This is a genomic window from Streptomyces flavovariabilis (genome assembly GCF_000725785.1).
Classification (GTDB): domain Bacteria; phylum Actinomycetota; class Actinomycetes; order Streptomycetales; family Streptomycetaceae; genus Streptomyces; species Streptomyces hawaiiensis.
On sequence record NZ_JNXD01000005.1, the window covers coordinates 131,947 to 158,483 of the forward strand.

Consider the following 26,537-nt stretch of genomic DNA (forward strand, 5'->3'; position numbering starts at 1 on the left):
CGACCGACATGTCACGCGAAGCGGCCGGCACCCTCCGGGGCGGTCCGCGGCGCCGGCGCGTCCGGACGGGCGTCCCGCTGCCCCTGCTGCTCCCCGCGCTGTTCGGCCTGGCCTTCCTGATCGTGCCGCTGATCGCCCTGCTCGTGCGGACCCCGTGGCACAGCCTGCCCGCGCAGCTCACCAGTCCGGACGTGTGGCAGGCCCTCAGGCTGTCCCTGCTGTGCGCCACGGCGGCCACCGCGGTGAGCCTGGCCATCGGCGTGCCGCTGGCCTGGCTGCTGGCCCGCGTCGACTTCCCCGGCCGCGGCCTCGTACGAGCCCTGGTGACGCTCCCCCTCGTCCTGCCTCCGGTCGTCGGCGGTGTGGCACTGCTGATGGCGCTCGGCCGCAACGGCATCGTGGGGCGGTGGCTCGACTCGTGGTTCGGGATCACGCTGCCCTTCAGCACCGCCGGGGTCGTGATCGCGGAGGCGTTCGTGGCGATGCCGTTCCTCGTCATCAGCGTCGAGGGCACCCTGCGGGCCGCCGACCCCCGCTACGAGGAGGCGGCCGCCACCCTGGGCGCCTCCCGCTTCACCGCGTTCCGCCGGGTCACGCTGCCGCTGATCGCGCCGGGCATCGCGGCGGGCGCGGTCCTCGCCTGGGCGCGGGCCCTCGGCGAGTTCGGTGCGACGATCACCTTCGCCGGCAACTTCCCCGGCCGCACCCAGACCATGCCCCTGGCCGTGTACCTGGCCCTGCAGAGCGACCCGGAGGCCGCGATCGCCCTCAGCCTGGTGCTGCTGGCGGTGTCGATCGCGGTGCTGGCGGGGTTGCGTGACCGCTGGATGCGTGCCGGATGACCGGGACGCAGGAGCAGCACGCGCCCGCCGGCGCCGTGGCGGACGGACTCGACGCCCGACTCGTCGTGGACCGCGGCGGCTTCCGTCTCGACGTGGCGCTGACCGTCGCGCCCGGCGAGGTCGTCGCCCTGCTCGGGCCGAACGGAGCGGGCAAGACCACCGCGCTGCGCGCCCTCGCCGGCCTGACTCCGCTCTCCGGCGGCCATCTGCGGCTGGACGGCACGGAGCTGGACCGTACGCCGCCGGAGGCCCGCCCCGTCGGTGTCGTCTTCCAGGACTACCTGCTCTTCCCCCACCTCACGGCCCTCGACAACGTCGCCTTCGGCCCGCGCTGCCAGGGCGCGACCAAGGCGGAGGCCCGGGCGCAGGCCGCCGAGTGGCTCGACCGCCTGGGCCTCGCGGCGCACACCGGTGCCAAACCGCGCAGGCTCTCCGGCGGCCAGGCCCAGCGCGTCGCCCTCGCCCGGGCCCTGGCGACCCGCCCCCGGCTGCTGCTCCTCGACGAGCCGCTGGCGGCGCTGGACGCCCGCACCCGGCTGGAGGTCCGCGCCCGGCTCCGGCGCCATCTGGCCGACTTCGAGGCGGTCGCCGTGCTCGTCACCCACGATCCGCTCGACGCCATGGTGCTGGCCGACCGGCTGGTGGTCGTGGAGCACGGCCGGGTCGTCCAGGAGGGCACCCCGGCCGACATCGCCCGCCGCCCCCGCACGGACTACATCGCGCAGCTGGTCGGCCTGAACCTCTATCGGGGCGAGGCCGACGGCCACACCGTCCGTCTCGCCGACGGGCCGGTCCTCACCACCACGGAGGTCCTGTCCGGTCCGGTCTTCGTGGCGTTCCCGCCCGGCGCGGTCACCCTCCACCGTGACCGGCCCACCGGCTCCAGCGCCCGCAACCTGTGGCGCTGCGAGGTGGCCGGCCTGGAGACCCACGGCGACCAGATCAGGGCCGACCTCACCGGTGAACTCCCCCTCGCCGCCGACCTCACGACGGTCGCCGCGGCCGAACTCGACCTCCACCCGGGCGCGGAGGTCTGGGCGACGGTGAAGGCGACGCAGACCCACGCCTACCCGGTCTGAACCCCGTGGGTCAGGCCGCAGCCCCGACCGGCGAGCCCTCCGGGACGACGGCCTCACGCAGGACGCGGCGGCGCCGGGCCGGCAGGACGATCGGGTGGGCGGCACCCCAGGCCGCGCCCTTGCAGACGAGTTCCTTGTAGAGCGCGGCGAACCGGCCGGTCAGGGCTGCCCGGACGGCGCGGTCGTCGGCGGTGACGTACTGGATCAGGCCGTCCCGGCGGCCCAGCGAGACGCACTGGTTGAAGTAGCGCAGCGGGACGTCCGGGAGCTTGCCACCGGTCAGGCGGGCCGCGATGGAGTCGGCGGCCTGCCAGGCGGTCGGGATGCCCGTGGCGCACGACATCCGCAGGGGGTTGTCCGCGGGACCCATCACCAGGGCCGCGTCACCGATGGCGTACACCTCCGGGTGCGACACCGAGCGCATGGTCCGGTCGACCACGATCCGGCCGGTGCCGGTGACGTCCAGGGTGGTGGCCCGTGCGATCGGGTGGACGGCGAAGCCGGTGGTCCAGACGGTGACCGCGGCCGGCAGAGCCGTGCCGGCGGCGGTGGTGACGCGGTCGGCTTCGACGGTGGTGACGGCGGTGTGTTCGTGGGCGGTGATGCCGAGCCGGTCGAAGACCTTGCGCAGATGCCGGGCGCCCCTGGCGGAGAGCCAGTCGCCGAGGCCGCCGCGAGCGGCGAGGGCTACGTCGAGGTCCGGGCGGGCCTCGGCGATCTCGGTCGCGGCCTCCACGCCGGTGAGGCCGCCGCCGACCACGACCACGGGCTCCCCGGCGGCCAGGCCGGCCAGGCGCTCGCGCAGCCGGAGCGCTCCGGGGCGGCCGGCGATCTCGTAGGCGTGCTCGGCGGTACCGGGCACGCCCTGGTCGTTCCAGCCGCTGCCGAGGGCGTACACGAGGGTGTCGTACTCCAGTTCCTCGTCCCTGGGCTCCCCCGTGCCGTCGGTGCCGAGGGCGGCGACGGTGACGGTTCTGCGGTCGACGTCGAGGGCGGTGACCCTTCCCTGCTTCAGTGCGACGCCGGTGCCCGCGAACATCTCGCCGAGCGGCCTGGGCGCGAGGTCCTGGCCGGATGCGAGCTGGTGCATCCGGATGCGCTCGACGAAGTCCGGCTCGGCGTTGACGAGAGTGAGGGCGACGTCTTCGCGGTGCAGTCGCCTGGCGAGGCGCCCGGCGGCGGTGGCTCCGGTGTAGCCGGCTCCGAGGACGACGATGCGGTGCTGCATGGCGTGGCTCCTGTCATGACGGCTGTCTGTAGCGGACTCGACCCTTGAACCGGGCGGCCCGCCGTTTCCTGACAGGAACGCGATGTGAAGCACCTCACATCGGGATCGGCCGGGTCAGAAGGCGTCGAACAGGGGGTCCCCGTGGTCGCCGGCGGCCCACAGCCGGGTCGCGCGTTCGAGCTTGTCGGGGTTGACCTGGTTGCGGAACGCCGCGATGCCGTCCGCGGTGACCTCCAGGCACATGACGCCGATGACCCGGCCGTCGAGAACGGCCACGACGGCGGGGTCGCCGTTGGCGGTCGACGCGTAGACCGAGGGAGAGCCGCCGACCAGGGCACGCTTGGCCTTGCCCGGTTTGAACAGGCCCCGCATGAACGTGGCGACCGCGAGGGCACCCTCGAACGCCTTGGCGCGGGCCGGGACCTTCCCGCCGCCGTCGCCGACCGACACGGCGTCCTGGGTGAGCAGCCGCACGAGCGGCTCGGTCCGGCCGCTGGCGGCGGCCGCGAGGAACTCGTCGATGATCCGGCGGGCGGCGGCGTCGTCGACCTCGGTGCGCGTGCGGGCCCTGCCCTGCGCGATGTGCTTCTTCGCACGGTGGAGGATCTGCTGGCTGGCGGCCTCGGTGATGTCGAGGATCTCGGCGATCTCCCGGTGCGGGCAGTCGAAGGCCTCCCGCAGCACGTACACCGCCCGCTCGTTCGGGGAGAGCCGCTCCAGCAGCACGAGCACCGCGTACGAGACCGATTCACGCTGCTCGGCGGTGTCGGCGGGCCCGAGCATGGGGTCGCCGGCGAGCAGCGGCTCGGGAAGCCACTGCCCCACATAGGTCTCGCGCCGCGCACGGGCCGAGGTGAGCTGGTTGAGGCACAGGTTGGTGAGCACCTTCGTCAGCCATGCCTCGGGGACCTCGATGCGGTCGGTGTCGGCGCCCTGCCAGCGCAGGAACGTCTCCTGCACGGCGTCCTCGGCCTCGCTCGCCGACCCGAGGAGCCGGTAGGCCACGGCCTCCAGGCGCGGCCTGAAGGCTTCGAACCGGTCCACGTCCGCCATGCTCAGGGCCATGCCCCGGATCCTAACCGCCCTGCACACCGCCGCTTCCGAGGCTCAGCCGCGGTTTCGGGGCGTCCGTGCGGCCCGTCTGGGGGCGGCGGCTGCCCGCGCGGTAGGGGGCCGGCCAGGTCGCGCCCGGGCCCGTGTAGCCCTGCTCGGCCGCCGCGTGCAGGGTCCAGTGGGGGTCGTAGAGGTGGGGGCGGGCGAGGGCGCAGAGGTCGGTGCGGCCCGCCAGGATCAGGGAGTTGACGTCGTCCCAGGAGGAGATCGCGCCGACGGCGATCACCGGGATGCCGATGGTGTGGCGGATCCGGTCGGCGAACGGCGTCTGGTACGACCGTCCGAACTCCGGCCGCTCGTCCGCCACGACCTGGCCGGTCGACACGTCGATCGCGTCGGCGCCGTGCGCGGCGAAGGCCCGGGCGATCTCGACGGCGTCCTCGGCGGTCGTCCCGCCCTCGGCCCAGTCGGTGGCGGAGATGCGGACGGTCATGGGCCGCTCCCCGGGCCACACGTTGCGTACGGCGTCGAAGACCTCCAGCGGGAAGCGGAGCCGTTTCTCCAGGGTGCCTCCGTAGGCGTCGGTACGCCGGTTGGTCAGCGGGGAGAGGAACCCGGACAGCAGGTAGCCGTGCGCGCAGTGCAGTTCGAGCAGGTCGAAGCCGGCCCGGGCGGCGCGGGCGGCGGACGCCGTGAACTGCTCTCGGACATCGGTGAGTTGGGCGCGGGACAGCTCGCGCGGCGTCTGGCTGGACCCCTTGTACGGGAGCGCCGAGGGGGCTACGAGCGGCCAGTTGCCCTCCGGAAGCGGTTCGTCCATGCCCTCCCACATCAGCTTCGTGGAGCCCTTGCGGCCGCTGTGGCCGAGCTGCACGCCGATCGCGGTGCCGGGGGCCCGGTCGTGCACGAAGTCCGTGATCCGCTTCCAGGCCTCGGCCTGCCGTCCGGTGTAGAGGCCGGCGCAGCCGGGTGTGATCCGGCCCTCCTCGCTGACGCACACCATCTCGGTCATCACCAGCCCGGCCCCGCCCAGCGCCCGCGCGCCCAGGTGGACGAGGTGGAAGTCGCCGGGGACGCCGTCGGCCGACGAGTACATGTCCATGGGTGAGACGACGACCCGGTTGCGCAGGGTCAGGCCGCGCAGCCGGAACGGTGTGAACATCGGGGGCGTACCGGGCGGGCAGCCGAACTCGCGCTCCACCGACTCCGTGAAGCGGGCGTCGCGCAGCCTCAGGTTGTCATGCGTGACGCGGCGGCTGCGGGTGAGCAGGTTGAAGGCGAACTGGCGGGGCGGCTGGTCCAGGTACAGGTCGAGGTTCTCGAACCACTCCAGACTGGCCCGGGCCGCGCGCTGCGTGGAGGCGACGACGGGGCGCCGCTCCGCCTCATAGGCGGCCAGCGCCTCGGGCAGCGTGCCGCGCTCCTCCAGGCAGGCGGCCAGGGCCAGCGCGTCCTCGACGGCGAGCTTGGTGCCGGAGCCGATGGAGAAGTGCGCGGTGTGGGCGGCGTCCCCGAGGAGGACGAGGTTGCCGTGCGACCAGCGGTCGTTGACGACCGTGCGGAACGTCGTCCAGGTGGAGTTGTTCGACTTCAGAGGGCGGCCGCGGAGCGCCTCCGCGAAGATCTTGGCGCAGCGCTCGATCGACTCCGCTTCGTCGAGCTCGTCGAAGCCGGCAGCGTGCCAGACCTCTTCGCGCATCTCGACGATCACCGTCGACGCGTCGGGGGCATAGGGGTAGCCGTGGAGCTGCATCACGCCGTGTTCGGTTTCGGCGATCTCGAAGCGGAAGGAGTCGAAGGGGAAGTCGGCGGCGAGCCAGATGTAGCGGCAGCGGTGGCTCGTCACCCGGGGGCGGAAGACGTCCGCGTGGGTCTCGCGGGTGGTGCTGTGGACGCCGTCCGCGGCGATGACCAGGTCGTGGGTCCGCGTGAGGTCGTCCGAGGCCTCGGTGTGGAAGCGGAGGGCGACGCCGAGTGCGCGGCAGCGGGCGTGGAGGATCTCCAGGAGTCGTTGGCGGCCGAGGGCCGCGAAGCCGTGTCCTGTGGAGGTGTGGCGGGTGTCGCGGTGGACGATGTCGATGTCGTCCCAGCGGGTGAAGTGCCGCTGGAGGGCCTCGTAGACCTGGGGGTCGGCGTGTTCTATGCCGCCGAGGGTCTCGTCGGAGAGGACCACTCCGAAGCCGAAGGTGTCGTCCGGGGCGTTGCGTTCCCAGACGGTGATCTCCCGGTCCGGGTCGAGGCGTTTGAGGAGGGCGGCGGCGTACAGGCCGCCGGGGCCGCCGCCGATGACTGCGACGCGCAGGGGTTCGCCGGGCGGGGTGGTCGGGTGCGGGTCGTCTGTGGCCGGTCGCGCAGTTCCCCGCGCCCCTTCAGCTACGTCCACTATCGTCCGCTCCATTTCGGGGGTCGCTTCTCCGTGAACGCCGCGTGGAACTCCGCGTAGTCCGCTCCGTTCATCAGGAGTGCCTGTGTCGAGGCGTCGAGTTCCACCGACGCCGCGAGCGGCATGTCCAGCTCCGACGTGAGGAGGGCCTTCGTCTGTGCGTACGCCAAGGCCGGGCCCTGGGCCAGGCGGTGGGCCAGTCGCTGTGAGGCCTCGTCCGCCCGGCCCTCCTCCGTCAGTTCGCTGATCAGGCCGATGCGCTCGGCCTCGGTGGCCCGGACCGGGTCGCCCAGCATCAGCAGCCGGGTCGCGTGGCCCAGGCCGACGACCCGGGGCAGGAGGTAGGCCGCGCCCATGTCGCCGCCGGAGAGGCCGACGCGGGTGAAGAGGAAGGCGAAGCGGGCGGTGGGGTCGGCGATGCGGAAGTCCGCGGCCAGGGCGAGGACCGCTCCGGCCCCCGCGGCCACGCCGTGCAGTGACGCGATCACCGGGAACGGGCACTCCCTGATCGCGCGGACCACCTGGCCGGTCATCCGGTTGAAGTCGAGGAGCTGGGCGGTGTCCATGCCGAGGGTCGCGCCGATGATCTCGTCGACGTCGCCGCCGGAGCAGAAGCCGCGGCCCTCTCCGGCCAGTACCAGGGCCCGTACGGACCGTTCCCGGGACAGCTCCGCGAGCAGGTCGCGCAGGTCGGCGTAGGCGCCGAAGGTGAGCGCGTTGAGTTTCTCGGGGCGGGCCAGGGTGACGGTCGCGACGCCGTCGGCGACCTCGACGCGCAGATGCTCCCAGCCGGGGGTGCGGGCGGCGGAGCCGGTGAAGGGACTCATGACGTGCGGCCTCCTCGGGGGGCACTGCCTCACTGAGCTCTACCCTCCGAAGCTATCACTCATCCGTGACTGTCGTCATGAGTGCGCGATAAGCCGCCCGGGTAGGACTCCGATGCGAGCCCTCGGCGTGACCTGGGCCGGTTACATCCGTCACAGATCGTCCACACCGGCGTAACGGCGGGAGCAGCTGTGCGCGGCACCGCGTTCACCTGGGTAAGCCGTCCGGCAAGGAGGCGAAGGCGCCTCCGGCGGTGCCCCTCGGACGTCCCCGGAGAGCGGCGCCGTACCATTCATCAGGTTGAAAGCAGGATGTCCTGCTCCATGAACGGACCCGCCGTGTACGAACTCCCCTCAGCCCCCGCCTCCTGGCGCATCGCGCTTCCGCACACCGCAGCGGCGGTGCCCGTGGCCCGTGCCCTGGTCCGTACGGCGCTGGCCGAGCTGGAGCACGGGGCGGACTGCGACACCGCGGAACTGCTCACGGCGGAGCTGGTGGCCAACGCCGTGGAGCACACCACGGGCGAGACGCCGATAGAGCTGGTCGTGGAGCTGATGCCGTCGGGCTGCCAGGTCGAGGTGCACGACACCGACCCGGCCCCGCCCGGCGACCTCACCCGCCCGGCCGGCGGACCGCCCGACCCCTGGCAGGAGCACGGGCGCGGGCTGCTGCTGATCCGCACCCTGAGCTCCTCCTGCGGGCACCGGCCGACCGAGTCCGGCAAGGCGGTCTGGTTCAGACTGCCCGTGGTACCGGCTCAGCGGCGCCCGTCGGCGTGACCGCGGCGAGCCGGGAACCTGGGGGCCCGGGCTGCCGGTCGGCAGGACGCCTGTTCAGGCGAGAGTGGCCACCAGGACCGCCTTGACGGTGTGCATCCGGTTCTCCGCCTCGTCGAAGACGACCGAGTGGGCCGACTCGAAGACCTCGTCGGAGACCTCCAGGTACTCCAGGCCGTGTGCCGCGTGGATCTCCTGGCCGACCTTGGTGCCGAGGTCGTGGAAGGCCGGCAGGCAGTGCAGGAACTTCACGTCCGGGTTGCCGGTGGCGCGCAGGACGTCCATGGTCACGGCGTACGGGGCGAGAGCGGCGACGCGCTGGGCCCAGACCTCCTTCGGCTCGCCCATGGACACCCAGACGTCCGTGGCGACGAAGTCGGCGCCGCGGACACCCTCGTCCACGGTCTCGGTGAGCGTGACGCGGGCGCCGCTGGCCGCGGCGAGCGCGCGGGCCCGGTCGACGACCTCCTGGGCCGGCCAGTACTCCTTGGGTGCGACGAGCCGGACGTCCATGCCGAGCAGTGCGCCGGTGACCAGGTAGGAGTTGCCCATGTTGAAGCGGGCGTCGCCCAGGTAGGCGAAGGCGGTCTCCGTCAGCGGCTTGGCGCAGTGCTCGGTCATGGTCAGCACGTCGGCGAGCATCTGGGTGGGGTGCCAGTCGTCGGTGAGCCCGTTGTACACGGGGACACCGGCGTGCGCCGCGAGCTCCTCCACCTTCTGCTGGCTGTCGCCCCGGTACTCGATCGCGTCGTACATCCGGCCCAGCACCCGCGCGGTGTCCTTGACCGACTCCTTGTGCCCGATCTGGGACCCGGAGGGGTCGAGGTAGGTGGTCGAGGCGCCCTGGTCGGCGGCCGCGACCTCGAACGCGCAGCGGGTGCGGGTGGAGGTCTTCTCGAAGATCAGCGCGATGTTGCGGCCCCGGAGGTACTGGGTCTCGGTCCCGGTCTTCTTGGCCGCCTTCAGCTCCGCGGCCAGGTCGACCAGACCGCGGAACTCCTCCTCGGTGAAGTCCAGCTCCTTGACGAGGTGGCGGCCGGCGAGGGCGGTCGGGACAGTCGCCATGGGGGCGCTCCAGGGATACGGGGGACACAGACTCCTGGAATACTATACGAAAGACAGCATGCCTATACGGAACCTCCCCGGCCGCCGGGACCCTCGGGAGCCTCTTAGACCGGATCCCGTTCGACCGGGCAGCTCATGCACCGCGGCCCGCCCCGCCCCCGGCCCAGCTCACTGCCCGGGATCTCTATCACCTCGATGCCCTGTTTGCGCAGATGGGTGTTGGTGGTGGCGTTCCGCTCGTAGGCGACCACGACCCCGGGTTCGACGGCGAGGACGTTGCAGCCGTCGTCCCACTGCTCGCGTTCGGCCGCGTGCACGTCCTGGGTCGCGGTCAGCACCCGGATCTCGTTCAGGCCGAGCGCGGCGGCGATCGCGCGGTGCATGTGCTCCGGCGGATGGTCGGTGACCTTCAGCTCCTTGTCACCGACGCCCGGCTCGATGGTGTACGAGCGGAGCATGCCGAGGCCCGCGTACTGGGTGAAGGTGTCGCCGTCGACCATCGTCATCACCGTGTCGAGGTGCATGAAGGCACGCCGCTTGGGCATGTCGAGGGCCACGATCGTCTCGGCGGACCCGGCGGCGAACAACTTGTGCGCGAGCATCTCCACGGCCTGCGGGGTGGTGCGCTCGCTCATGCCGATGAGCACCGCCCCGTTGCCGATGACCAGCACGTCCCCGCCCTCGATGGTGGACGGGTAGTCGGCCTGCCCCTTCGACCACTCGTGGAAGGTCTCGTCGCGGAACAGCGGGTGGTGCCGGTAGATCGCCTCGAAGTGCACGGTCTCGCGCTGCCGGGCGGGCCAGCGCATGGCGTTGATGGACACGCCGTCGTAGATCCAGGCGGAGGTGTCGCGGGTGAAGAGGTGGTTGGGCAGCGGGCCCAGCAGGAAGTCGTCCAGTTCCATGACGTGGAAGCGCACGGAGGTCGGCTCCGGGTGCACGTCCAGGAACTCGCGTTTCGTCATGCCGCCGACCAGGACCTCGGCCAGCTCCCGCGCGGGCAGGTTCTCGAAGGCGGCTCTGAGCGGGTCGGTGGCCAGCGGGCCGTACTCCTTCTCGTCGAAGACCCGCTCCAGGACGAGGGATCTGGCCGCCGGGACCTCGAGCGTCTCGGCCAGCAGGTCGCCGAAGAGGTGGACGGCGACACCGCGGTCGCGCAGCACGTCGGCGAACCCGTCGTGCTCGGCGCGGGCCCTGCGCACCCACAGCACGTCGTCGAAGAGCAGCGAGGTCTTGTTGCTGGGGGTGAGCCTTTTGAGCTCGAGATCGGGCCGGTGCAGGATGACGCGGCGCAGCCGCCCGGCCTCGGAGTGGACGTGGTATGCCATGCCTCCATCCTGACCATCGGAGGGCGTATTGACGCGCTCCTCGACCGTTTCCGTGACCACCGGTTCTCGTCGCGGCGACGAAAAATGCGGCGGGACCGGCTCACACCCTGGGCGACGGCTCCAGCAGTTCCTCGGGCCGGGCCAGCATCCGGCGGGCGGCCCGGCCCGGTTCGAGGATCGTCCGGGCGACGATCCAGCCCGCGAGGGCATGCGGCTCGGCCGGGGCGTCGGCCAGGACATCGGCGTACCGGACGAGCGCGGCAGCCGCGTCCCCGGCGGCGAGGTGCTCGTCGGCGGTGCGCGGGGCGGCGGGACGCGGGGCGAAGCCGTGGGTGCGCAGGTCCGGCCAGGAGGTGCGGTCGGGGCGGAAGCGGAGGTCCGACGGCGCGGCGGCCGGAGCGGGCACGACGTTGCGCAGCCGCCACTCGGTGCGGTGCAGTGCGGCGGCGGTGCGGGCGCGGTGCAGTGCGGCCGGGGAGACCTCCTCCCGCAGCCAGCCGTCCAGGGTGCGGGCGAGCCCCGACACGAGGGCGCGGCCCTGCACGGTCAGCCGGCCGCTGGTCAGCAGGGTGCGCGCGGCCAGGCGGCTCTGCAGCCGGCGCAGGGCGAAGAAGTAGCCGGCGCGCTCGACCGCCTCGGCCCCCTCCGCGCCGGCCAGCCGGTCCCGCCAGAAGCCCGCGACGCCGGTGAAGGCGTAGGCGCCGTGCAGCAGGCCGGTGAGGTGGCGGGGGTCGGTGCGCCAGGGTGCGTAGTAGCGCTCGGCCCGGTCGTCCTCCAGCAGCGGGAACAGGTGCAGGAGGGCGGCCAGCTTGCTGTGCTGGAGCTCGTGCACCAGGGTTTCGGCGAGGGCGAGCGCGGAGGCCGGGCGGACGATGAGCATGCCGCCGAAGGAGTCGCCGCTGGAGGCCGAGACCTGGACGAAGGGCAGCGGGGGCGGGCTGACGCCGGTGCGTCCGAAGGGCACGATCGCCCGGATCATGGCGGGGTCGACCCGCCCGGGGCCCGGCCCGCCCGGGCGGGCGAGGATGCGCGCGGCCTCGTCGAACAACCGCTGCCACTCCTGTGCCTCGTCCTCGTCGAGCCGGGCGGGCGGCAGGTGGTCGTCGAGGTCGCGGTAGGGATCGAGGTCGTCGAGGACCACGGCGACCGGGGCCGTGCCGTCGGGGCCGGTGTGGGTGAGGGTGCGCAGCGGCAGCCAGCTGTCCTCTCGCGCCGCTGACCGGTCGTCGTCGGCGTGCCGGCGCAGCGGGTGGCAGGTGACCCGCACCGAGCCGGTCGTGGCGGCGGGGGCCGTGACGGTCAGCTCTCCCCCGGCCGTCGTGGCCCGGCCGGCCGTCAGACCCTCCTGCGCGCCGGGGAGCCGGACCATGCCGAGACCGGGCAGCGGCAGCCGCCCGTCGGTGAGGGGAACGTCGAAGGCCGTCTCCGTGCCCGCGTGCAGGGACGCCGAGAGGGCCAGCGCGCTCAGGTGGCCCGCCTCCGCCCAGAGCGGCGGCCCGGTGGCCGTGCCGTGGACCCGGCGCAGCATGTGGGAGATCCAGCCGCCGGTCGGCGGGGCCAGCAGCAGGCGTTCGACCGGCTCGGGTGACGTCTCGGCCGCCTCCTTGAGCACCCGCCAGGCTTCGGCGACCGGGGTGAGGGGGGTGGGCAGGGCGTCGAGATGGCCGAGGAGGGTGCGCAGGAGCAGCAACCGCCGCGCCCGTTCCGCCCGTTCGAGGAAGGCGACGGCCGCCGCGGAGCCACCTCCGGCGGCCAGCTCCGCGAAGAGCCGGTCCGGCATGCGGAAGGGGGCGAGGTGCTGCTCGCTGGTCATCGTCGCGGACCTCCGGTCGGTTGGCGGACATGCGGGGACCCCGGTGCGCGTACGGGTGTCGCACCGGGGCTCTGCCGTCGGGACGGTCGGCGGCTAGTCGGCTCGGGCGCCCGAGCCTCCTCCTTCACCGCTCCTCATGCTGCTGCGGGCGCGCAGCACCTCGGTCAGCAGGCGCGTGGTGGGGGGCAGGGCGGGGAGACCGTCCACGGCGCTCAGGGGCAGCGCCGCGAGGTCCGCCAGATCGGATTCCCAGACGTCGGTCCCCGTCGTGGCGACGGCCGGTTCAGGTGCGGCGGCTCCGACGTGGTGCAGAACGGGCGGCTGGTCCAAGATGCTCCCCCTTCTCGCACGGTGGCACGCGATGCCCCGTGTCTTTCCATCATGGCCATTACCCCCCGGGGCGAAAACCGTACGATCACGCCACTGATCATCGCCGGTCACGCCGAGGCGCCGACGAGGGCGACAACGCGGCCAGTGCGGCGGCGAGTTCGTCCTTCAGTTCCGGATCGTCGTCGACGGACACCACCGCGTCGAACAGGTCCCACAGCGTCTCCGGGTTCCGCCGGGCGAGCCCGCCGAGGATGTTGACGACGTCGGTGCGCGCCTTGCTGTTGCGGCGCAGTACGGCTGTGACACGGGGGTTCAGCGCGGCGACGACGGTCTGCCGTTCGTCGGGGTCGTGTATCAGGGGGTAGGCGAGCAGGGCCTCCACCGCCCGCTGCAACGCCGCGAGGGGCCGCGCCGGGGCGGGCGGTCCGGCCGGGGGCAGCGTCTCGGTGCGGTCGGCGCCCTGGAGCCGGATCTCGGGGTGCTGAAGAGTACGGCCCTCGTCCCTGAGGGCCGCGATGCGAGCCCGAACGGCCGGAAACAGTTCCTCCGGATCGGGCGGTGCGGGCAGAACGGCCGCCCGGTCGGCCAGCAGACCGAGCAGGACGTCGGAGAACAGGCCCGTGGCACGGACGGGGTCGTTGGCCGCCGCCCTGCCCCGGCCGGCGGCGCGCAGCACGGTCTGCCGGTGCGCATGCCCGGGCCGGCCCACGGGCAGGGCGTCGGCGGGCAGCGCCTCCTGGAAGGCGAGGTCCTCCTCGAACGTCTCGCAGGCGTCCACGACCCACATCTGCTCGCGCAGACCGGGTACGGCATCGCCCGTGTACCGGGCGAGCGCGGAGTCCAGGTCGATGGCCGCCTTGTCGTCGACGCCCGCGTCCGCGCAGAACAGCCGCAGCCGCCCGGCCCTGTCCAGCACGCCGTGGCCGCCCCACCACACCCACAGCACGTCGCCCTGGGCCCGGGACAGTTCGCGGACCAGGATCCGGCGCAGGGTCGCCCGGTCCGCACTCCGGTACGGGACGGGCGGCTCGTACGGCGCCAACGGGGCCAGGTGCAGCCGCAGTTGGTCCTCGGGCACCCCGGCGTCCCGCAGCAGGCGCCAGAACCGTACGGCGTCCCGGGCGGGACCGGGCAGCCGCCAGGCGTCCCCGGCCTCGTACGCCTCGATCCCGACGACGAGGGCGTGCACCCGGGCGGGGTCGACGGGCGGCGTCGGCCCGCTCACGGCAGGCGGTCCACGATGTGGCGGTACACGGCGGGGTTCGTCCAGTAGGCGCTGTGGGCGGCGGGGAACGGCTGGCCGCTGTCGACGGCGACATCGGTGACACGGCCCGGGAAGAGTCCCGCGCCGAGATAGCCGAGCAGATCACGCGGGTCGTACAGGTTCAGCCAGGCCGGGACGTGCGACGGCAGGGGCGCGGGGTGTTCGAGGGACGGCAGGGAGCCCGACTCGTAGAGGAAGGGCCCCTGGGAGCCCGCCGTCACCAGGAGCCGGACCTGGGGCAGCGGGGCGGAGACCAGCGTGTCGAGGGCGATGATGCCGCCGAGGCTGTGGCCGACCACGGCGACGGGCGGCTCCAGGCCGGCGACGAGGGTGCGCAGGCCGTCCCGGAAGGCCGCACCGCGGCTCAGATAGCGCAGGATGTCACCGGCGGCGGGGTGGGCGGCCTCGGTGAGGGCACGCCGGCGGCGTTCGACGGCCCGGGTGGCCACGGCTCCGGCCGTGCGCAGCAGGTAGGAGCGCAGCCCTCGCTCCGAGCCGTGGGGCGGTGCGCCGAGGGCCTCGGCGATCCGGCCGGTGACGGCGTCACGGGTTGCGCCGACCGGAACGAGCGGGGAGTCGGCGTCGAGGGCGGCGGCCGTGAGGCGTGCGGTGAGGCTGCGGGCGGCGAGAGCGGCGAGGTCCGCCGGGTCGAGGGCGTCTGCGGCGGGGGCGAGCAGGGGGTGGGAGGCCAGGTCGGTCGCGGCCCGGGCCAGTCCGGGGCCCAGCTCGGCTGCGGGCGTGTCCCCTCGGGCGGCGAGCGCGGTGAGCAGCGCCCGTATGCACTGCTGCGGCGGCACGGAGCCGGGCGGGCGTTCGACGGCCGGGCCGGATCCGGCGGCGGCCAGGGCCAGTTCGGCGTACGGGTCGGCGTAGAGGGCGGCCCACGCTGCGGCCGTCCCGTCGCCCGGGGCGGGCCCCGCGGGGCCTTCGCCGAGACCGCGTGTGGTGCCGGACAGGGGCGGCAGGCTCGCCCCGCCGGCCGCGAGCGTGGCACCGTGTGCCGCTCCCCAGGCGTAGGACACCACACGAAGGCCGTCGCGCTGTGCGGCGAGTCCGGCCGTCACACGTGCGACCAGCGCGGAGAGGCCCGGCTCGCGAACCCCGGTCCCATGGACGAAGACGACCGCCGTCATGCGCCCCCCGTGACACGACTGCCCTGGTGATACCAACTTATCAGTTTCACCTGGGAGTTGACGGTTTCACATGGGCATGGGAGCGATGTCGCACTCGATGCGGCGGCGCTGGCGGGCGGCCTGGAGCCAGGGGTGGTCGGTGCGCAGCACTGCGGCGAAGCCCTCCACCGCCTTGCGCTGAAGCACGTCCGCCTCGTCACCGCGCCCGAGGCCACGCAGATCGAGGGCGAGGTTGGAGGTGCAGGAGAGGGTGAGCGGATGGTCCCCGCCCGCCACCTCGGTCAGCAGCGGCAGATTGGCGGAGTCGATCGCGTGCGCCCGCTCGAAGTCGAGCCGGGCGTAGGCGGTGTTGGCCTGGCCGATGCCGACGGTGAGGGTGATGACGTGCTGTGCTCCGACCGTGCCGCTCAGCCGGCGCACCACGTCGTCCTCCAGCTCCTGCGCGGTGTCCAGGGCGCCCAGGGCCCGCTCAGTGGCGGCCAGGTTCGCCCTGGTCACCAGGGTGTGGGCGTGGTTCTCGCCGATGCGACGCACCAGCCGGGCCACGGTGGACTGCGCGAGCCGGTACGAGCCGTCCAGGTCCCCGGCCAGCCGCCGGTCGACACAGACGTTGGTCGCCGTGGTCAGCGAGTCGAGATGCTCGTCGCCGTAGCGGGACCTGAAGTTGCGCAGGGTCTCCTCGGCGAGCTTGGCGCCTTCTGCGAGGTCTCCGTCCCGGCGGCGGCAGACTCCGAGGTCACGGGCGATGCGCAGGGTCAGGGGGTGCTTCTCGCCGAGGGCGGCGAGCGCCCGGCGGTAGACGTCCTCCTGCCACTCGCGCGCCTTGGGGTACCGGCCCGCCTCGCGCATGTCGATGCCGACGCAGTGCAGGGTGTTGAGCGTGAAGAAGCTGGTCTCACCGAACAGCGTGTCACGCTGGCGGGCGGTCTCCTGGTCGAGCGGCAGCGCTTCCCTGAACTCCCCGCACAGTCTCAGGTCGACGCCCCAGCTGTGGCTGCCCCGCAGGGTGGCCGGGTCGTCGGGACCGAAGAGGCCCCGGGCCAGTTCGGTGGCCTCCTTGCCCAGGTCCCGCGCCTCCTGGAAGCGGCCCTGGTACCGGCGGGCGTCGGACATCTCGCACAGCGAGTCGATGAGTTCCTCGGGCTCGACCTGCACCCGGCGGGAGACCTCCAGCGCCTTCTCGGTGAGCGGGATCGACTCGGCGATCTGACCCACCTGGCGCAGCAGGAAGGCGAAGCCCTTGGTCATCCGGATGACATAGATGTCGTCCTCGCCCGAGGCGGCGAGCCAGGCGCTCCACGCCTGTCGGCCGAAGGCCGCGGCGTTCTCGTGGTCGCCCCAGTAGTAGAGGAACCACATGGTGTCGTAGACCAGGTCACGCACATAGGGGTCGGTGCTGGTCACGGCCTGGGAGGCGAGGACGTGGGGCAGCAGCGCCTGGTAGTCGCGCCACTCCTGGGAGGATCCGAAGGGGCCGCGGTTGGCGGCGGACAGCAGCTGGTGGGCGGCGTCCCGCATCCTCTCGCGTTCCTCCTCGCTCAGCTTGGCGAGGAGCACGGTCTGCAGGAGGCGGTGCATCTGCAGGGTGCCCGCGCGCGGGTCGACCTTGATCAGGGAGAACTGGCTGAGGTCGCGGATGGCCCGGTTCAGTTTGATCGGCTCGCGCAGCATCGGGTCGACCTGCGGCGTGATGTTGACCCCCCGGCTGCTGCGCAGGATCGAGCGCGGAATCGGCTCGGGGGCCATGCTGGCGCAGATGTCGAGCAGCTGCCGGGCGCCCGGATTGTTCTCCCTGATGCGCTCCAGGGAGATGTCCCAGGCGGCGGCGACCGAGACCGGGTAGTCGGGGCTCTGCTCGATCTCGAGGATCTCCGGGCTGCGCTGGGCGAGCAGTTCGAGGTACTCGTCGACCTCCATGCCGGTGACACCGAGCCAGGCGCCCGCCTGCTCCACGGCGAGCGGCAGGTCGCCGAGCGCTTCGGCGAGCCGGTCGGCGTCCACCCCGGGCAGGTCCTTGGCGCGCTTCTGGAGCAGTTCGATGGACTCGTCGCGCTCGAAGACGTTCACCGGCAGCGAGGTGGCCACCCGTTCCCAGCCCCGGTTCCGGGAGGTGACGATGACCTTGCCCGGCCCGTTGTGCGGGAAGTAGCCGCGCACCGCCTCGATGTCCTCGGCGTTGTCGAAGACCAGCAGCCAGTTGTCGTACGGCGTCCCGGTGCGCAGCGCCTCCAGTACGGCGGGCACGGCGGTGTTGGCCGCGGCGGCGCCCAGACTGTCCTGGCCGGCCGGGGCGACGCCCAGCTGCGAGGCGAGGGAGGACAGCGCGGCCAGGATGAGGCTCTCGCGCTCGGCGGGGATCCAGCAGATGATCCGGTAGTCGCGCTGGTGGGTGTAGATGTACTCCAGCGCCAGCTGGGACTTGCCGACGCCACCGAGGCCGTGCAAGGCGTTGGGCAGCACGGCCGCGGTGTCCTGGGCGGCGAGCTGCTCCTCCACGGCCCTCAGCAGCGCCTGACGGCCGACGAACGAGGTGTTACGCATGGGGACGTTCACCAGTAGGGCCGGCGTTGCGGTCGTGGTGCTCTGCATGAGCGGCTCTGCCTCCGGGGTCTCTTGTCGGTACTCGCCGGCCGTCGAAGACGGCGCGGATTCTCCAGTCAGATCGGAAATTCCCGAATCCGGGTCACTGTCCGCTGGGCTGGATGGAGTCGTATCGCCCGGGTTATTCACCTGTGGGGGTGGATGTGCGGACGCGGTGTTCTCCCCTTGTACGGCCGCGGCGGGCGCGTGCCTGGACAGGTTCGGTTCGATGCGTTTGGCCCGCTCGGAGTAGGGGCCCGACAGGGCTCGCATCACGGCCAGTTCGCTGCGCGCCCAGCCGGGTTCGGCCGGGTCGGGCAGCCTGGTCCGCAGTGGGTCGTGCAGGGCGGCGCGCAGGGCGACGCCCCGCTCGCCCGCGGCGGGCAGCTCGCCCACCACGCTGACCGTGCGGGCGAGTTGGCTGCGGGTGGTGGTCGCGAGCAGCGCTTCGCGGACACCCTCGGCGAACTCGGGGCGCCCCTGCTCTCCACCCTCCCAGTCGATCAGCCCGCCCATGAGGATCTCGGCGAGGTGGTCGGGGCCGGTCTCCGGCATGACCCGCCTGCGCAGCTGCTCGACGAGGTCGAAGTCGAAGGGCACGGCGGCCAGTTGGGTCGCGAGCCGGCGGGCGGAGGGGGTGGCAAGGCTGAAGAAGCGCCGTACGGCGGCGGTGGCGGCACGGGGGAGGCGCGGGGCGCGCAGACCGGGGGCGGGGGCGCCCTTGCTCAGGGCGCCGGCCAGCACGACGGGCAGCGACCGCCGTACGCCGCGCCCGCCGGTGACCAGATCGGACCAGGCGGCGAGGGAGGCGGGCTTCAGGGAGAGCACCGGGACGGCGACGGAGCCGTCGCCCGCCTCGGGCAGCGGCCGCATCGGGTCGGGTCCGCCGGGCGGCGCCCAGTGCCCGAGGCCGTCGTTGGGGGCGCCGAAGCCACCGGCCTCCAGGACGGCCGGGTACGGGTAGAGCGAGGACCGGTGGCGCAGATGCGGCGGCAGCAGGTGGACGAGGGCGGTGGGGCCGGCGTGGGCGAGGCGGCCGAGGAGTTCGTCGGCGGCGGTGGCGGCCCAGCCGTGGGCGAGTCCGTCGGTGACGACGAGGAAGATCCGGCTGCCCCGGCCGTCGAGCAGTTCGGCCGGGTCGGCGACGGCCCGGCCCGTGGGCCAGCGCAGCGTGGCGGTGCCGGTGCGCGGCACGGTCGCCCGGATCGTGCGCACGCTCCGGAAGGCGCCGCTGTGCTCGGCGGCGCGGGCGAGGCGTGCGGCGCTCTCCTCCCAGATCCGCATCGTGGGCGCGTCGTCGAGCAGCAGCACCAGGTCGAAGGCGGAGACCCGGGAGGGCCGCAGGAACGGCATCCACAGCCCGTCGGCGAGGCCCTGTTCGGCGGTGGTCTCCTCGTCCAGCTCCAGGCTGCTGCGGGACGGGATGCGGCGGGCCAGGTGGTGCAGGGCGCGCGCGAGCAGGGCCGTGACGCGGCCGGGGCCGGACGGGTCGGGTTCGGCCCGGGGCAGCAGGGGCGGCCCGAGGTGCAGGGTGAAGCGGCCGTCGGGGCGGGGTGAGAAGCGGCCGTCGGCGCGGGAGGCGGCCCGGTCGGCGAGAGGGATCGAGGCGGGGGTGCGGCCGGCCGGCGGGGGCTCGGGCGAAGCGTCCTCGGCGTCGGCCGCGGGCCGGCCGGGGAGTGCGTCGTCGTCCGCGGGCCGGCCGGGAAGTGCTTCGTCGTCCGCGGGCCGGGGCGGCTGTTCGGTCCCTGCGTCCTGCGGGTCTGCGGTGTCCGTTTCCGCGGCCGGGGCCAGCGCCTCCCGGGCCGCGCCGCCGAGACGGCCGTACCGGCTCCAGTGGGCGGCGAGCCATACCGCGTCGGCGAACTCCTGCCAGCGTGGCACGAAGTGGTCGGGAGCGGCCGGGACCCGGTCCCCGCGCTCGCCCGCGGGCGGCTCGGGGTACACCGAAGGAGGCGGCGAGGATCCCGATGCGGGATCCCCGTCGCCGGGTCCGGATGCGCGCTCCCGGGTCATCAGCGGCCCTTCGCGAGGTCGCGGAGCAGCAGTTCGACGAGCTTACGCCCGTCACCGTCAGCCTGAAAACCACCCGCAGTAGTCATCTGGACAGCGTTGAGCAACTGGTCGAGGGAGTGGACTCCGCCCGCCTGGACCCGCTGAACGAACAGGTCGACGAGGTCTTCCGTGCCGTGCGGCCGGAGCCCGAGATGGCCCTCCACCATGGCCAGTAGTTGCTCCCGGGTGGGGGTGTGCATCTCCATCGGCAGGCAGCGGCGACGGAAGGCGGCGGGGAATTCCCGCTCCCCGTTGCTGGTGATCACCACGACCGGGAACTCCCGGCACTCGACCCGTCCGTTGCGCACCACCGCCCGGCTCCCCGGGTCGCTGGTGTGCACGCTCGCCGCGTCTGCGGCGTCGCGCACCAGCTCCGGAACCTCATAACTTCCATTCTCCAGAACGTGCAACAGGTCGTTCGGCAGGTCGATGTCGCTCTTGTCGAGTTCGTCGACGAGAAGCACCCGGGGCCGTTCGTAAGGCAGCAGGGCGGTGCCCAGGGGCCCCAGTGTAATGAACTCGCCTATAACCGGCGCAAGTTGACGATCTTTTGGCATGACTGTGGAGTTGACGGTCTGTTCGTCTTCTTCGAACACCGGCTCCGCCCGCGCCGTGTCCCGCAGTCCGGCCTGCCAGGCGGCGATGGCCTGCGCACGGCCCATGGCGTCGTGGACGTACAGGCCGTCCCGCAGGCTGGTCCGGCTCACGACGTTCCATTCGAGTACCCGGCCGAGCCCCAGCTCACGCGAGATCAGGTAGGCGAGCGTCGACTTGCCGACGCCCGGCGGGCCGGTGATCAGCAGCGGACGGCGCAGCAGCAGGGCGGCGTTGACCGTCTCTATCTGCTCCTCGTCGAGCTGCGGGGTGAGGCCGCCGGGGCCCAGGCGGCGCAGCGCCGCCTCGGCGTCGTCCGGGGGCGGGGCCTCGACCGGACCGCCACGGAACCTCCGCCAGGGCGGCGGGTCGGGCAGCACGGGCGGGGCGTCCTGCGGGTGTCCGGTGGCATGGAAGACCCGCCAGTCGTCCGCGGCCGTCCGTTCCTGTGCGCTCATGCCGAAGCCTCCTAGCTCAGCTGGCGAGATCGCCGGGGTCGATGGCCTGGAGGTCGACGACACGTGTGGGGTCGTCCCACAGGAATCCGACGTTCCGGGCCAGATACTGGACCGCGTCCTGCGCGCCGCTCTCGGCGTTCAGACGCATGCGGTGAATGACGGAAGGAAGCTGGACGGGCATCGTGACGGCGGCGAAGACCGCGGTCACCACTTCGCGCCTCTCCTCTTCGAACACACCTCTGCGGTCCCAGACGGCGAGGCCGACTCCCTCCGCGATCGCCGCTTTGAGTGCCTCCAGAGCCGGTGCCCCGGTCGGCGCGTCCAACAGCACTGCCGTCCTTCTGGATTCCCCGGCGAGCGCGATCTGCCACGCGCGCAGCCGCCGGGCGTCCGCTTCGCGCCAGGCGTGCACCGTGATCCCGTGCTGCTTCAGCGCCGCCCAACGCCGCTGCCACTGCTGCCGGACCACGGCGTTGTCCGTACGCATGCGTTCCAGGCTGCGTAGGTGCACCCCGTACCGCAGGCTGAGCGGAGTGGGCTCACCGTCGCCTATGGCGAACGTCAACCCCGCCACATCGTGGTTCATCAGATCGTACGGAAGGAGGAACTCTATGTACGCAAGCGGCTCCTGGCGTCCGCCCGGATCCGGTTCGCGCGGCACCAGCCAGAGCTGGGTGCCGCGCCGGAGCGCCTCGTCCACCGCGTGGCCGAGGTCGTCCAGGGGGATCGTGTCCGGCTCGCCGGGGCGCGGGTCCCAGCGCCCCGGGGTCGCGTTGGTCCAGGTCCGCACGACCACGTCCGTGCTGCCGTCCCGGGCCGGTTCGACGGCCACGACGAGGGTGCGGGGGATGTCGGGCGACCACACCACCGCCGCGCGTCTTTCCCGGCGTCTGCCCAACTCCGCGGTCAGGCCCGCACGTCCGGTCCAGTCGTCGACCCAGCCGGTCAGCGCGAGGCGGTGCTCGGCGGTCCCGGCGAGACGGGCCGCGTGGTCGAGGAGCAGGACCACGGGTGGCAGGCCGTCCTCCTGCACGTTCCATTCCAGGAGGTGCCCGAACAGCTGCTCGGGGGTGAGTCCGCCGGGGAGGTCCAGGCCGGCGAGTTCCTCGGCCAGGCCGTCCCGTAATCGTGCGGCGGGCAGGTCGCCGCGGGAGAGCGCGACGCGTGCGCTCTTCTCGTCGTCCCTGGACAGCGGTCCGGCCAGGGTGGGGGCAGGAGAGATCAGCCGGTCGAGTTCGTCACCGGCGGGGGCTCCCTCGAGGATGCGGACCACCCCGACCAGCACGTGCTCCCCGCCCGCCACGCTCAGCGCGGCGGTCACCAGACTCACCACGTCCTCACGGAGTTTGACGCCGCGGATGTCCACCTGCCGGCGGAGCTGGCCGCCCAGGAGACCGGCGAACTGCACCCGGCTCGGCGCGTCCTCGACGCAGCCCAGCTCGCAGAGAACGTCGGTGAGCTGTAACAGCAGCTCGAAATCCGGCTGCTGTCCGGGTGTGCCGCCGAACTCGCCGGGCGCCGTACCTGTCCGCACCGACTTTCCCCCTGAGTCGGTTCACCTGTCTGGGCCGACCAGCGAAGCTAGCACGGCAACCAGCGGTTAACCAGGGACGAATGGGACCGGAAGGGCGACGTCCGGCCAGGAGCGTCCCAGGCGGGACAAGCCTGGCCGGAATCGTGTGGCCTCCGGCTCACAGCCTCGGGTCGACCGGCTCCGACTCCAGGGCCAGCGCCCCGAACACCGCCTCGTGCACCCGCCACAGCGGCTCGCCCCCGGCCAGCCGGTCCAGGGCCTCCAGGCCCAGGGCGTACTCGCGGATCGCCAGGGACCGCTTGTGGTTGAGGAACCGCGAGCGCAGGCGGGCGAGGTTCTCCGGGCGCGTGTACTCCGGGCCGTAGATGATCCGCAGGTACTCGCGGCCCCGGCACTTGATGCCGGGCTGGACCAGGCGGCCCTCGCCGTCGCGGACCACCGCGCCGACCGGCTTGACGACCATGCCCTCGCCGCCGCGGCCGGTCATCTCCAGCCACCAGTCGACGCCGGACCGGACCGACTCCGCGTCGGCGGTGTCGACGTAGAGCCGCCGGGTGGTCTGGAGCAGGCCGCTGCCGTCGTGCTCGACGAGCCGGTCGAGCAGGCCGAGCTGCTCGTCGTGCGGCAGGCCGGCGAGGCTGCGCCCCTGGACCGCGAGGACCTGGAACGGTGCCAGGCGGACGCCGTCCAGGCCGTCGGTGGTCCAGCAGTAGCGGCGGTACGCCTGCGTGAACGCGGCTGCGTCCGCGGCGCGTTCGCCGGTGCGGGCCAGCAGGCCGGCCACGTCCACGCCCCGAGCCGCCGCGCCCTGCAGCGTGGCCAGCGCCTGCGGGAGCACCGCGCCGGACGCGGCACCCACGGCGGCGTACTGCGAGCGCAGCAGTCCGGACGCCTTCAGCGACCAGGGCATCAGCTCGGCATCCAGCAGCAGCCAGTCCGTCTCCAGCTCGTCCCAGAGGCCGGCCTCGCCGATCGCCGTGCGCACCCGGCCGAGGATCCCCTCGGTGAGGGCGTCGTCGTCGAGGAAGGGGCGGCCGGTACGGGTGTAGAGGGAACCGCTGGGCCCGTCCACGCCGAAGCGCTTGCGGGCCGCCTCGGCGTCCCGGCACACCAGGGCCACCGCCCGCGAGCCCATGTGCTTCTCCTCGCACACGACCCGCGCGACCCCGTCCGCCGCGTACTGCGCGAAGGCCTCGGCCGGGTGCTCCAGGTAGCCGTCGATGTGACTCGTGGCCGTCGGGGCCATCGTCGGCGGGAGGTACGGCAGCAGCCTGGGGTCCACCGCGAAGCGGCTCATGACCTCCAGGGCGGCCGCCGCGTTCTCCTCGCGGATCGAGACGCGGCCCTGGTGCCGGGTCTCCACCACCCTGCGGCCCTGCACGTCGGCCAGGTCCAGCGGACGGCCGTCGTGCCCGCCGGGCGCCTCACTGCGCAGCGGCTTCGCCGGCTCGTACCAGACCCGCTCGGCGGGTACGTCGGCCAGCTCGCGCTCCGGCCAGCGCAGCGCGGTGAGTTTGCCGCCGAAGACCGCGCCGGTGTCCAGGCAGATGGTGTTGTTGAGCCAGGTCGCCTCCGGCACCGGGGTGTGGCCGTAGACGACCGCGGCCCGGCCCCGGTAGTCCTCCGCCCACGGGTAGCGCACGGGCAGGCCGAACTCGTCGGTCTCCCCGGTCGTGTCGCCGTACAGGGCGTGACTGCGGACCCGGCCGGAGGTACGGCCGTGGTACTTCTCGGGCAGGCCGGCGTGGCAGACGACGAGCCGGCCGCCGTCGAGGACGTAGTGGCTGACGAGGCCGTCGAGGAACTCCCTCACCTCGGCGACGAACTCCTCGCTCTCGCCCGCCATCTGCTCGATGGTCTCGGCGAGGCCGTGGGTGTGCTGGACCTTGCGGCCGCGCAGGTGACGGCCGTACTTGTTCTCGTGGTTGCCGGGCACGCACAGGGCGTTGCCGGACTTCACCATCGCCATCACCCGGCGCAGCACGCCGGGGCTGTCCGGGCCGCGGTCGACCAGGTCGCCCACGAAGACGGCCGTGCGGCCCTCCGGGTGGGCCCCGTCGACGTAGCCCAGCTTGGCCAGCAGCGTCTCCAGTTCGGCGGCGCAGCCGTGGATGTCGCCGATGATGTCGAACGGGCCGGTGAGGTGGGTCAGGTCGTTGAAGCGCTTCTCGGTGACGACCGTGGCGTGCTCGACCTCGTCGACGCCGCGCAGGATGTGCACCTTGCGGAAGCCCTCGCGCTCCAGGTGCCTGAGGGAGCGGCGCAGTTCGCGGGTGTGGCGGTGGATGACCCGGCGGGGCATGTCGGCGCGGTCGGTGCGGGCCGCGTTGCGCTCGGCGCACACCTCCTCGGGCACGTCGAGCACGATGGCGATCGGCAGCACGTCGTACTGCTTGGCCAGGTCGATGAGCTGACGGCGGGCGTCGGGCTGCACGCTGGTCGCGTCCACGACCGTGCGGCGGCCGGCCGCCAGGCGCTTGCCCGCGATGTAGTGCAGGACGTCGAAGGCGTCCTTGGTGGCGCTCTGGTCGTTCTCGTCGTCCGAGACGAGGCCGCGGCAGAAGTCGGACGAGATGATCTCGGTGGGCTTGAAGTGCCTGCGGGCGAAGGTGGACTTGCCGGAGCCGGTGGCTCCGACCAGCACCACCAGGGACAGGTCGGTGACGGGCAGCACGCGCCCCTGCTGTACGTCGGTCATGCCGCCTTCGCCTCCTTCGGGGTGGTCATCGTGAACACGGCCATCTGGGTGGGCGGCCCCACCTCGGGGTCGTCCGGGCCGACGGGCACGAACTCGACGCCGTATCCGTGCCGTTCGGCCACCGCCCCGGCCCAGGTGCGGAACTGCGCGCGGGTCCACTCGAAGCGGTGGTCGCCGTGCCGGACGTGACCGGCCGGGAGGGACTCCCAGCGCACGTTGTACTCGACGTTCGGGGTGGTCACGAGGACCGTCCTCGGACGCGCGGAGCCGAACACCGCGTACTCCAGGGCGGGCAGCCGGGGCAGGTCGAGGTGCTCGATGACCTCGCTGAGCACGGCGGCGTCGTAGCCCTTGAGCCGGACGTCGGTGTACGCGAGCGAGCCCTGGAAGAGCTCGACGCGGGACGCCTGCCGCTCACCCATGCGGTCCAGCTTCAGGCGCCGGGAGGCGATGGTGAGCGCGCGCATCGACACGTCCACGCCGACGATCTCGGTGAACGCCGGGTCCTTGAGCAGGGTCTGCACCAACTGGCCCTGTCCGCAGCCGAGATCGAGAACCCGGGCGGCTTTGGACTGCCGGAGCGCCGTGACGATGGCCTCGCGGCGCTGCACCGCCAGCGGGGTCGGCTTCTCCTCGGCCTCGGTGTCCGCCTCGACCGCATTGTCGATCTCCTCGACCTCACTGTCGTCGGTCTCCGCAAGCCGCACCAGCTCCAGGCGCTCGGTGGCCTGCCGGGTCAGCGACCAGCGGCGCGAGAGGTAGCGGCTGGTGATCAGCCGCTGCTCCGGGTGGCCGGGCAGCCAGCCCTCCCCGGCGCGCAGCAGCTTGTCGACCTCGTCGGGGGCGACCCAGTAGTGCTTGGCGTCGTCGAGGACGGGGAGCAGGACGTAGAGGTGGCGCAGCGCCTCGGCGAGGGTGAGCGTGTCCGATTCCAGGACGAGGCTCACGTACCGCGAGTCGCCCCACTCGGGGAATGCGCTGTCCAGCGCCACGGGCTCGGCGGTGACGGCCCAGCCGAGCGGCTCGAAGAGCCCCCGTACGAGGCCGGGGCCGCCCCGGGCGGGCAGCGCGGGTACCTCGACGCGCAGCGGCCTGGCCTGGCCGGGCAGTTCCGGCCGGGCGTTGCAGACGCCCTTCATCGCGCTGGAGAAGACGCTGCTCAGCGCCACGGCGAGCAGGGAGGAGGCCGCGTAGGGGCGGTCGTTGACGTACTGCGCGAGTGCCGCGTCCGGGGCGCCACCGCGGCCCTTGCCCTTGCCGCGCCTGACCAGTGCCACCGCATCGACCTCCAGCAGCAGCGCCGCAGTGCAGCGCCCGGCTTCCGCCTCGGGGTAGAGGACGTGCGCCGTGCCGTAGGAGGTGGAGAACGCCTGCGCCTTGTCGGGATGCTTGTGCAGCAGGTAGCCGAGGTCGGTGGCGGGGCGTTCGGGAGTGCCGGTGGTCGTGATCGTCAGGAACATGCGGAGGGCCTCTCCGGCTGGGTGGACGGTGTCGGTGCCGTA

General features: G+C 73.0%; 18 protein-coding genes. 3 read left to right on the plus strand and 15 right to left on the minus strand.

The genetic code is table 11. The features are described from left to right. The first annotated feature begins 8 nt into the window (after nucleotides 1-8). Nucleotides 9-842: a molybdate ABC transporter permease subunit gene (gene modB, locus IO24_RS0111335; protein WP_420823207.1), complete on the plus strand. Its 834-nt coding sequence runs from the start codon at nucleotides 9-11 to the stop codon at nucleotides 840-842. Continuing rightward, nucleotides 839-1,921, plus strand: coding sequence for an ABC transporter ATP-binding protein (locus tag IO24_RS0111340; protein ID WP_031134610.1), 1,083 nt, complete (start codon nucleotides 839-841; stop codon nucleotides 1,919-1,921). Before modB ends, IO24_RS0111340 begins: the two co-directional genes overlap by 4 nt. A 10-nt stretch (nucleotides 1,922-1,931) precedes the next feature. Here the strand turns inward: IO24_RS0111340 and IO24_RS0111345 are convergent, their stop codons facing one another. From IO24_RS0111345 to IO24_RS0111360, 4 genes are all read right to left on the minus strand, one after another. After that, a complete protein-coding gene (locus IO24_RS0111345; RefSeq protein ID WP_031134612.1) occupies nucleotides 1,932-3,149 on the minus strand; it encodes an NAD(P)/FAD-dependent oxidoreductase in 1,218 nt (405 codons plus the stop codon). Between the two features lie 114 nt (nucleotides 3,150-3,263). Continuing rightward, nucleotides 3,264-4,214 (minus strand): RNA polymerase sigma factor SigJ, encoded by a 951-nt coding sequence (sigJ, locus tag IO24_RS0111350; protein WP_031134615.1) that lies wholly within the window; start codon nucleotides 4,212-4,214, stop codon nucleotides 3,264-3,266. Between the two features lie 10 nt (nucleotides 4,215-4,224). Next, the gene (locus IO24_RS0111355) at nucleotides 4,225-6,600 is read right to left on the minus strand and encodes a bifunctional salicylyl-CoA 5-hydroxylase/oxidoreductase (RefSeq protein ID WP_031134617.1); all 2,376 of its coding nucleotides are present in this window, start codon (nucleotides 6,598-6,600) and stop codon (nucleotides 4,225-4,227) included. Further along, nucleotides 6,585-7,412, minus strand: coding sequence for an enoyl-CoA hydratase family protein (locus IO24_RS0111360; RefSeq protein WP_031134618.1), 828 nt, complete (start codon nucleotides 7,410-7,412; stop codon nucleotides 6,585-6,587). Before IO24_RS0111360 ends, IO24_RS0111355 begins: the two co-directional genes overlap by 16 nt. Nucleotides 7,413-7,721: 309 nt before the next feature. On the opposite strand from IO24_RS0111360, the gene IO24_RS0111365 reads away from it, so the two are divergent. Further along, a complete protein-coding gene (locus IO24_RS0111365) occupies nucleotides 7,722-8,189 on the plus strand; it encodes an ATP-binding protein (RefSeq protein ID WP_031134620.1) in 468 nt (155 codons plus the stop codon). Between the two features lie 54 nt (nucleotides 8,190-8,243). Here the strand turns inward: IO24_RS0111365 and argF are convergent, their stop codons facing one another. The 11 genes from argF to IO24_RS0111420 form a co-directional block, all read right to left on the minus strand. Further along, on the minus strand, nucleotides 8,244-9,251 hold the full coding sequence (argF, locus tag IO24_RS0111370) for an ornithine carbamoyltransferase (RefSeq protein ID WP_031134623.1): 1,008 nt from the start codon (nucleotides 9,249-9,251) through the stop codon (nucleotides 8,244-8,246). Between the two features lie 104 nt (nucleotides 9,252-9,355). After that, nucleotides 9,356-10,579, minus strand: a complete 1,224-nt coding sequence (locus IO24_RS0111375; RefSeq protein ID WP_031134625.1) for an arginine deiminase — start codon at nucleotides 10,577-10,579, stop codon at nucleotides 9,356-9,358. A gap of 100 nt (nucleotides 10,580-10,679) precedes the next feature. Next, complete coding sequence (locus tag IO24_RS0111380) at nucleotides 10,680-12,392, minus strand: aKG-HExxH-type peptide beta-hydroxylase (protein ID WP_031134628.1); 1,713 nt, start codon at nucleotides 12,390-12,392, stop codon at nucleotides 10,680-10,682. A 93-nt stretch (nucleotides 12,393-12,485) separates the two neighbouring features. Then, entirely contained in the window at nucleotides 12,486-12,722 is a 237-nt protein-coding gene (locus IO24_RS0111385) for a hypothetical protein (RefSeq protein WP_031134630.1), read from the minus strand. A 97-nt stretch (nucleotides 12,723-12,819) separates the two neighbouring features. Beyond that, nucleotides 12,820-13,947, minus strand: a complete 1,128-nt coding sequence (locus IO24_RS0111390) for an effector-associated domain 2-containing protein (RefSeq protein WP_031134632.1) — start codon at nucleotides 13,945-13,947, stop codon at nucleotides 12,820-12,822. Beyond that, nucleotides 13,944-15,119 carry a hypothetical protein gene (locus IO24_RS0111395; protein ID WP_031134634.1) on the minus strand — a complete coding sequence of 392 codons (1,176 nt, stop codon included), beginning with the start codon at nucleotides 15,117-15,119 and terminating at the stop codon, nucleotides 13,944-13,946. Before IO24_RS0111395 ends, IO24_RS0111390 begins: the two co-directional genes overlap by 4 nt. Before the next feature lie 66 nt (nucleotides 15,120-15,185). Further along, nucleotides 15,186-19,712: an FxSxx-COOH system tetratricopeptide repeat protein gene (gene fxsT / locus IO24_RS0111400; protein ID WP_031134636.1), complete on the minus strand. Its 4,527-nt coding sequence runs from the start codon at nucleotides 19,710-19,712 to the stop codon at nucleotides 15,186-15,188. Further along, nucleotides 19,712-20,803 (minus strand): AAA family ATPase, encoded by a 1,092-nt coding sequence (locus tag IO24_RS0111405; protein ID WP_031134637.1) that lies wholly within the window; start codon nucleotides 20,801-20,803, stop codon nucleotides 19,712-19,714. Before IO24_RS0111405 ends, fxsT begins: the two co-directional genes overlap by 1 nt. A 16-nt stretch (nucleotides 20,804-20,819) precedes the next feature. Further along, nucleotides 20,820-22,337, minus strand: a complete 1,518-nt coding sequence (locus tag IO24_RS0111410) for a VMAP-C domain-containing protein (RefSeq protein ID WP_031134639.1) — start codon at nucleotides 22,335-22,337, stop codon at nucleotides 20,820-20,822. A gap of 157 nt (nucleotides 22,338-22,494) precedes the next feature. Then, complete coding sequence (locus IO24_RS0111415) at nucleotides 22,495-25,035, minus strand: polynucleotide kinase-phosphatase (RefSeq protein ID WP_031134641.1); 2,541 nt, start codon at nucleotides 25,033-25,035, stop codon at nucleotides 22,495-22,497. Next, the gene (locus tag IO24_RS0111420) at nucleotides 25,032-26,495 is read right to left on the minus strand and encodes a 3' terminal RNA ribose 2'-O-methyltransferase Hen1 (RefSeq protein ID WP_031134643.1); all 1,464 of its coding nucleotides are present in this window, start codon (nucleotides 26,493-26,495) and stop codon (nucleotides 25,032-25,034) included. The genes IO24_RS0111415 and IO24_RS0111420 overlap by 4 nt, the downstream gene beginning before the upstream one ends. Nucleotides 26,496-26,537 lie beyond the last annotated feature (42 nt).

What these genes read in the sequence shown, in the direction of transcription:
- fxsT (WP_031134636.1), bottom strand. Translation starts at nt 19,712, where the DNA reads ATGACCCGGGAGCGCGCATCCGGACCCGGCGACGGGGATCCCGCATCG.
- modB (WP_420823207.1), top strand. Translation starts at nt 9, where the DNA reads ATGTCACGCGAAGCGGCCGGCACCCTCCGGGGCGGTCCGCGGCGCCGG.
- IO24_RS0111405 (WP_031134637.1), bottom strand. Translation starts at nt 20,803, where the DNA reads ATGAGCGCACAGGAACGGACGGCCGCGGACGACTGGCGGGTCTTCCAT.
- IO24_RS0111345 (WP_031134612.1), bottom strand. Translation starts at nt 3,149, where the DNA reads ATGCAGCACCGCATCGTCGTCCTCGGAGCCGGCTACACCGGAGCCACC.
- IO24_RS0111365 (WP_031134620.1), top strand. Translation starts at nt 7,722, where the DNA reads ATGTCCTGCTCCATGAACGGACCCGCCGTGTACGAACTCCCCTCAGCC.
- argF (WP_031134623.1), bottom strand. Translation starts at nt 9,251, where the DNA reads ATGGCGACTGTCCCGACCGCCCTCGCCGGCCGCCACCTCGTCAAGGAG.
- IO24_RS0111355 (WP_031134617.1), bottom strand. Translation starts at nt 6,600, where the DNA reads ATGGAGCGGACGATAGTGGACGTAGCTGAAGGGGCGCGGGGAACTGCG.
- IO24_RS0111395 (WP_031134634.1), bottom strand. Translation starts at nt 15,119, where the DNA reads ATGACGGCGGTCGTCTTCGTCCATGGGACCGGGGTTCGCGAGCCGGGC.
- IO24_RS0111420 (WP_031134643.1), bottom strand. Translation starts at nt 26,495, where the DNA reads ATGTTCCTGACGATCACGACCACCGGCACTCCCGAACGCCCCGCCACC.
- IO24_RS0111375 (WP_031134625.1), bottom strand. Translation starts at nt 10,579, where the DNA reads ATGGCATACCACGTCCACTCCGAGGCCGGGCGGCTGCGCCGCGTCATC.
- IO24_RS0111360 (WP_031134618.1), bottom strand. Translation starts at nt 7,412, where the DNA reads ATGAGTCCCTTCACCGGCTCCGCCGCCCGCACCCCCGGCTGGGAGCAT.
- sigJ (WP_031134615.1), bottom strand. Translation starts at nt 4,214, where the DNA reads ATGGCCCTGAGCATGGCGGACGTGGACCGGTTCGAAGCCTTCAGGCCG.
- IO24_RS0111380 (WP_031134628.1), bottom strand. Translation starts at nt 12,392, where the DNA reads ATGACCAGCGAGCAGCACCTCGCCCCCTTCCGCATGCCGGACCGGCTC.
- IO24_RS0111415 (WP_031134641.1), bottom strand. Translation starts at nt 25,035, where the DNA reads ATGACCGACGTACAGCAGGGGCGCGTGCTGCCCGTCACCGACCTGTCC.
- IO24_RS0111340 (WP_031134610.1), top strand. Translation starts at nt 839, where the DNA reads ATGACCGGGACGCAGGAGCAGCACGCGCCCGCCGGCGCCGTGGCGGAC.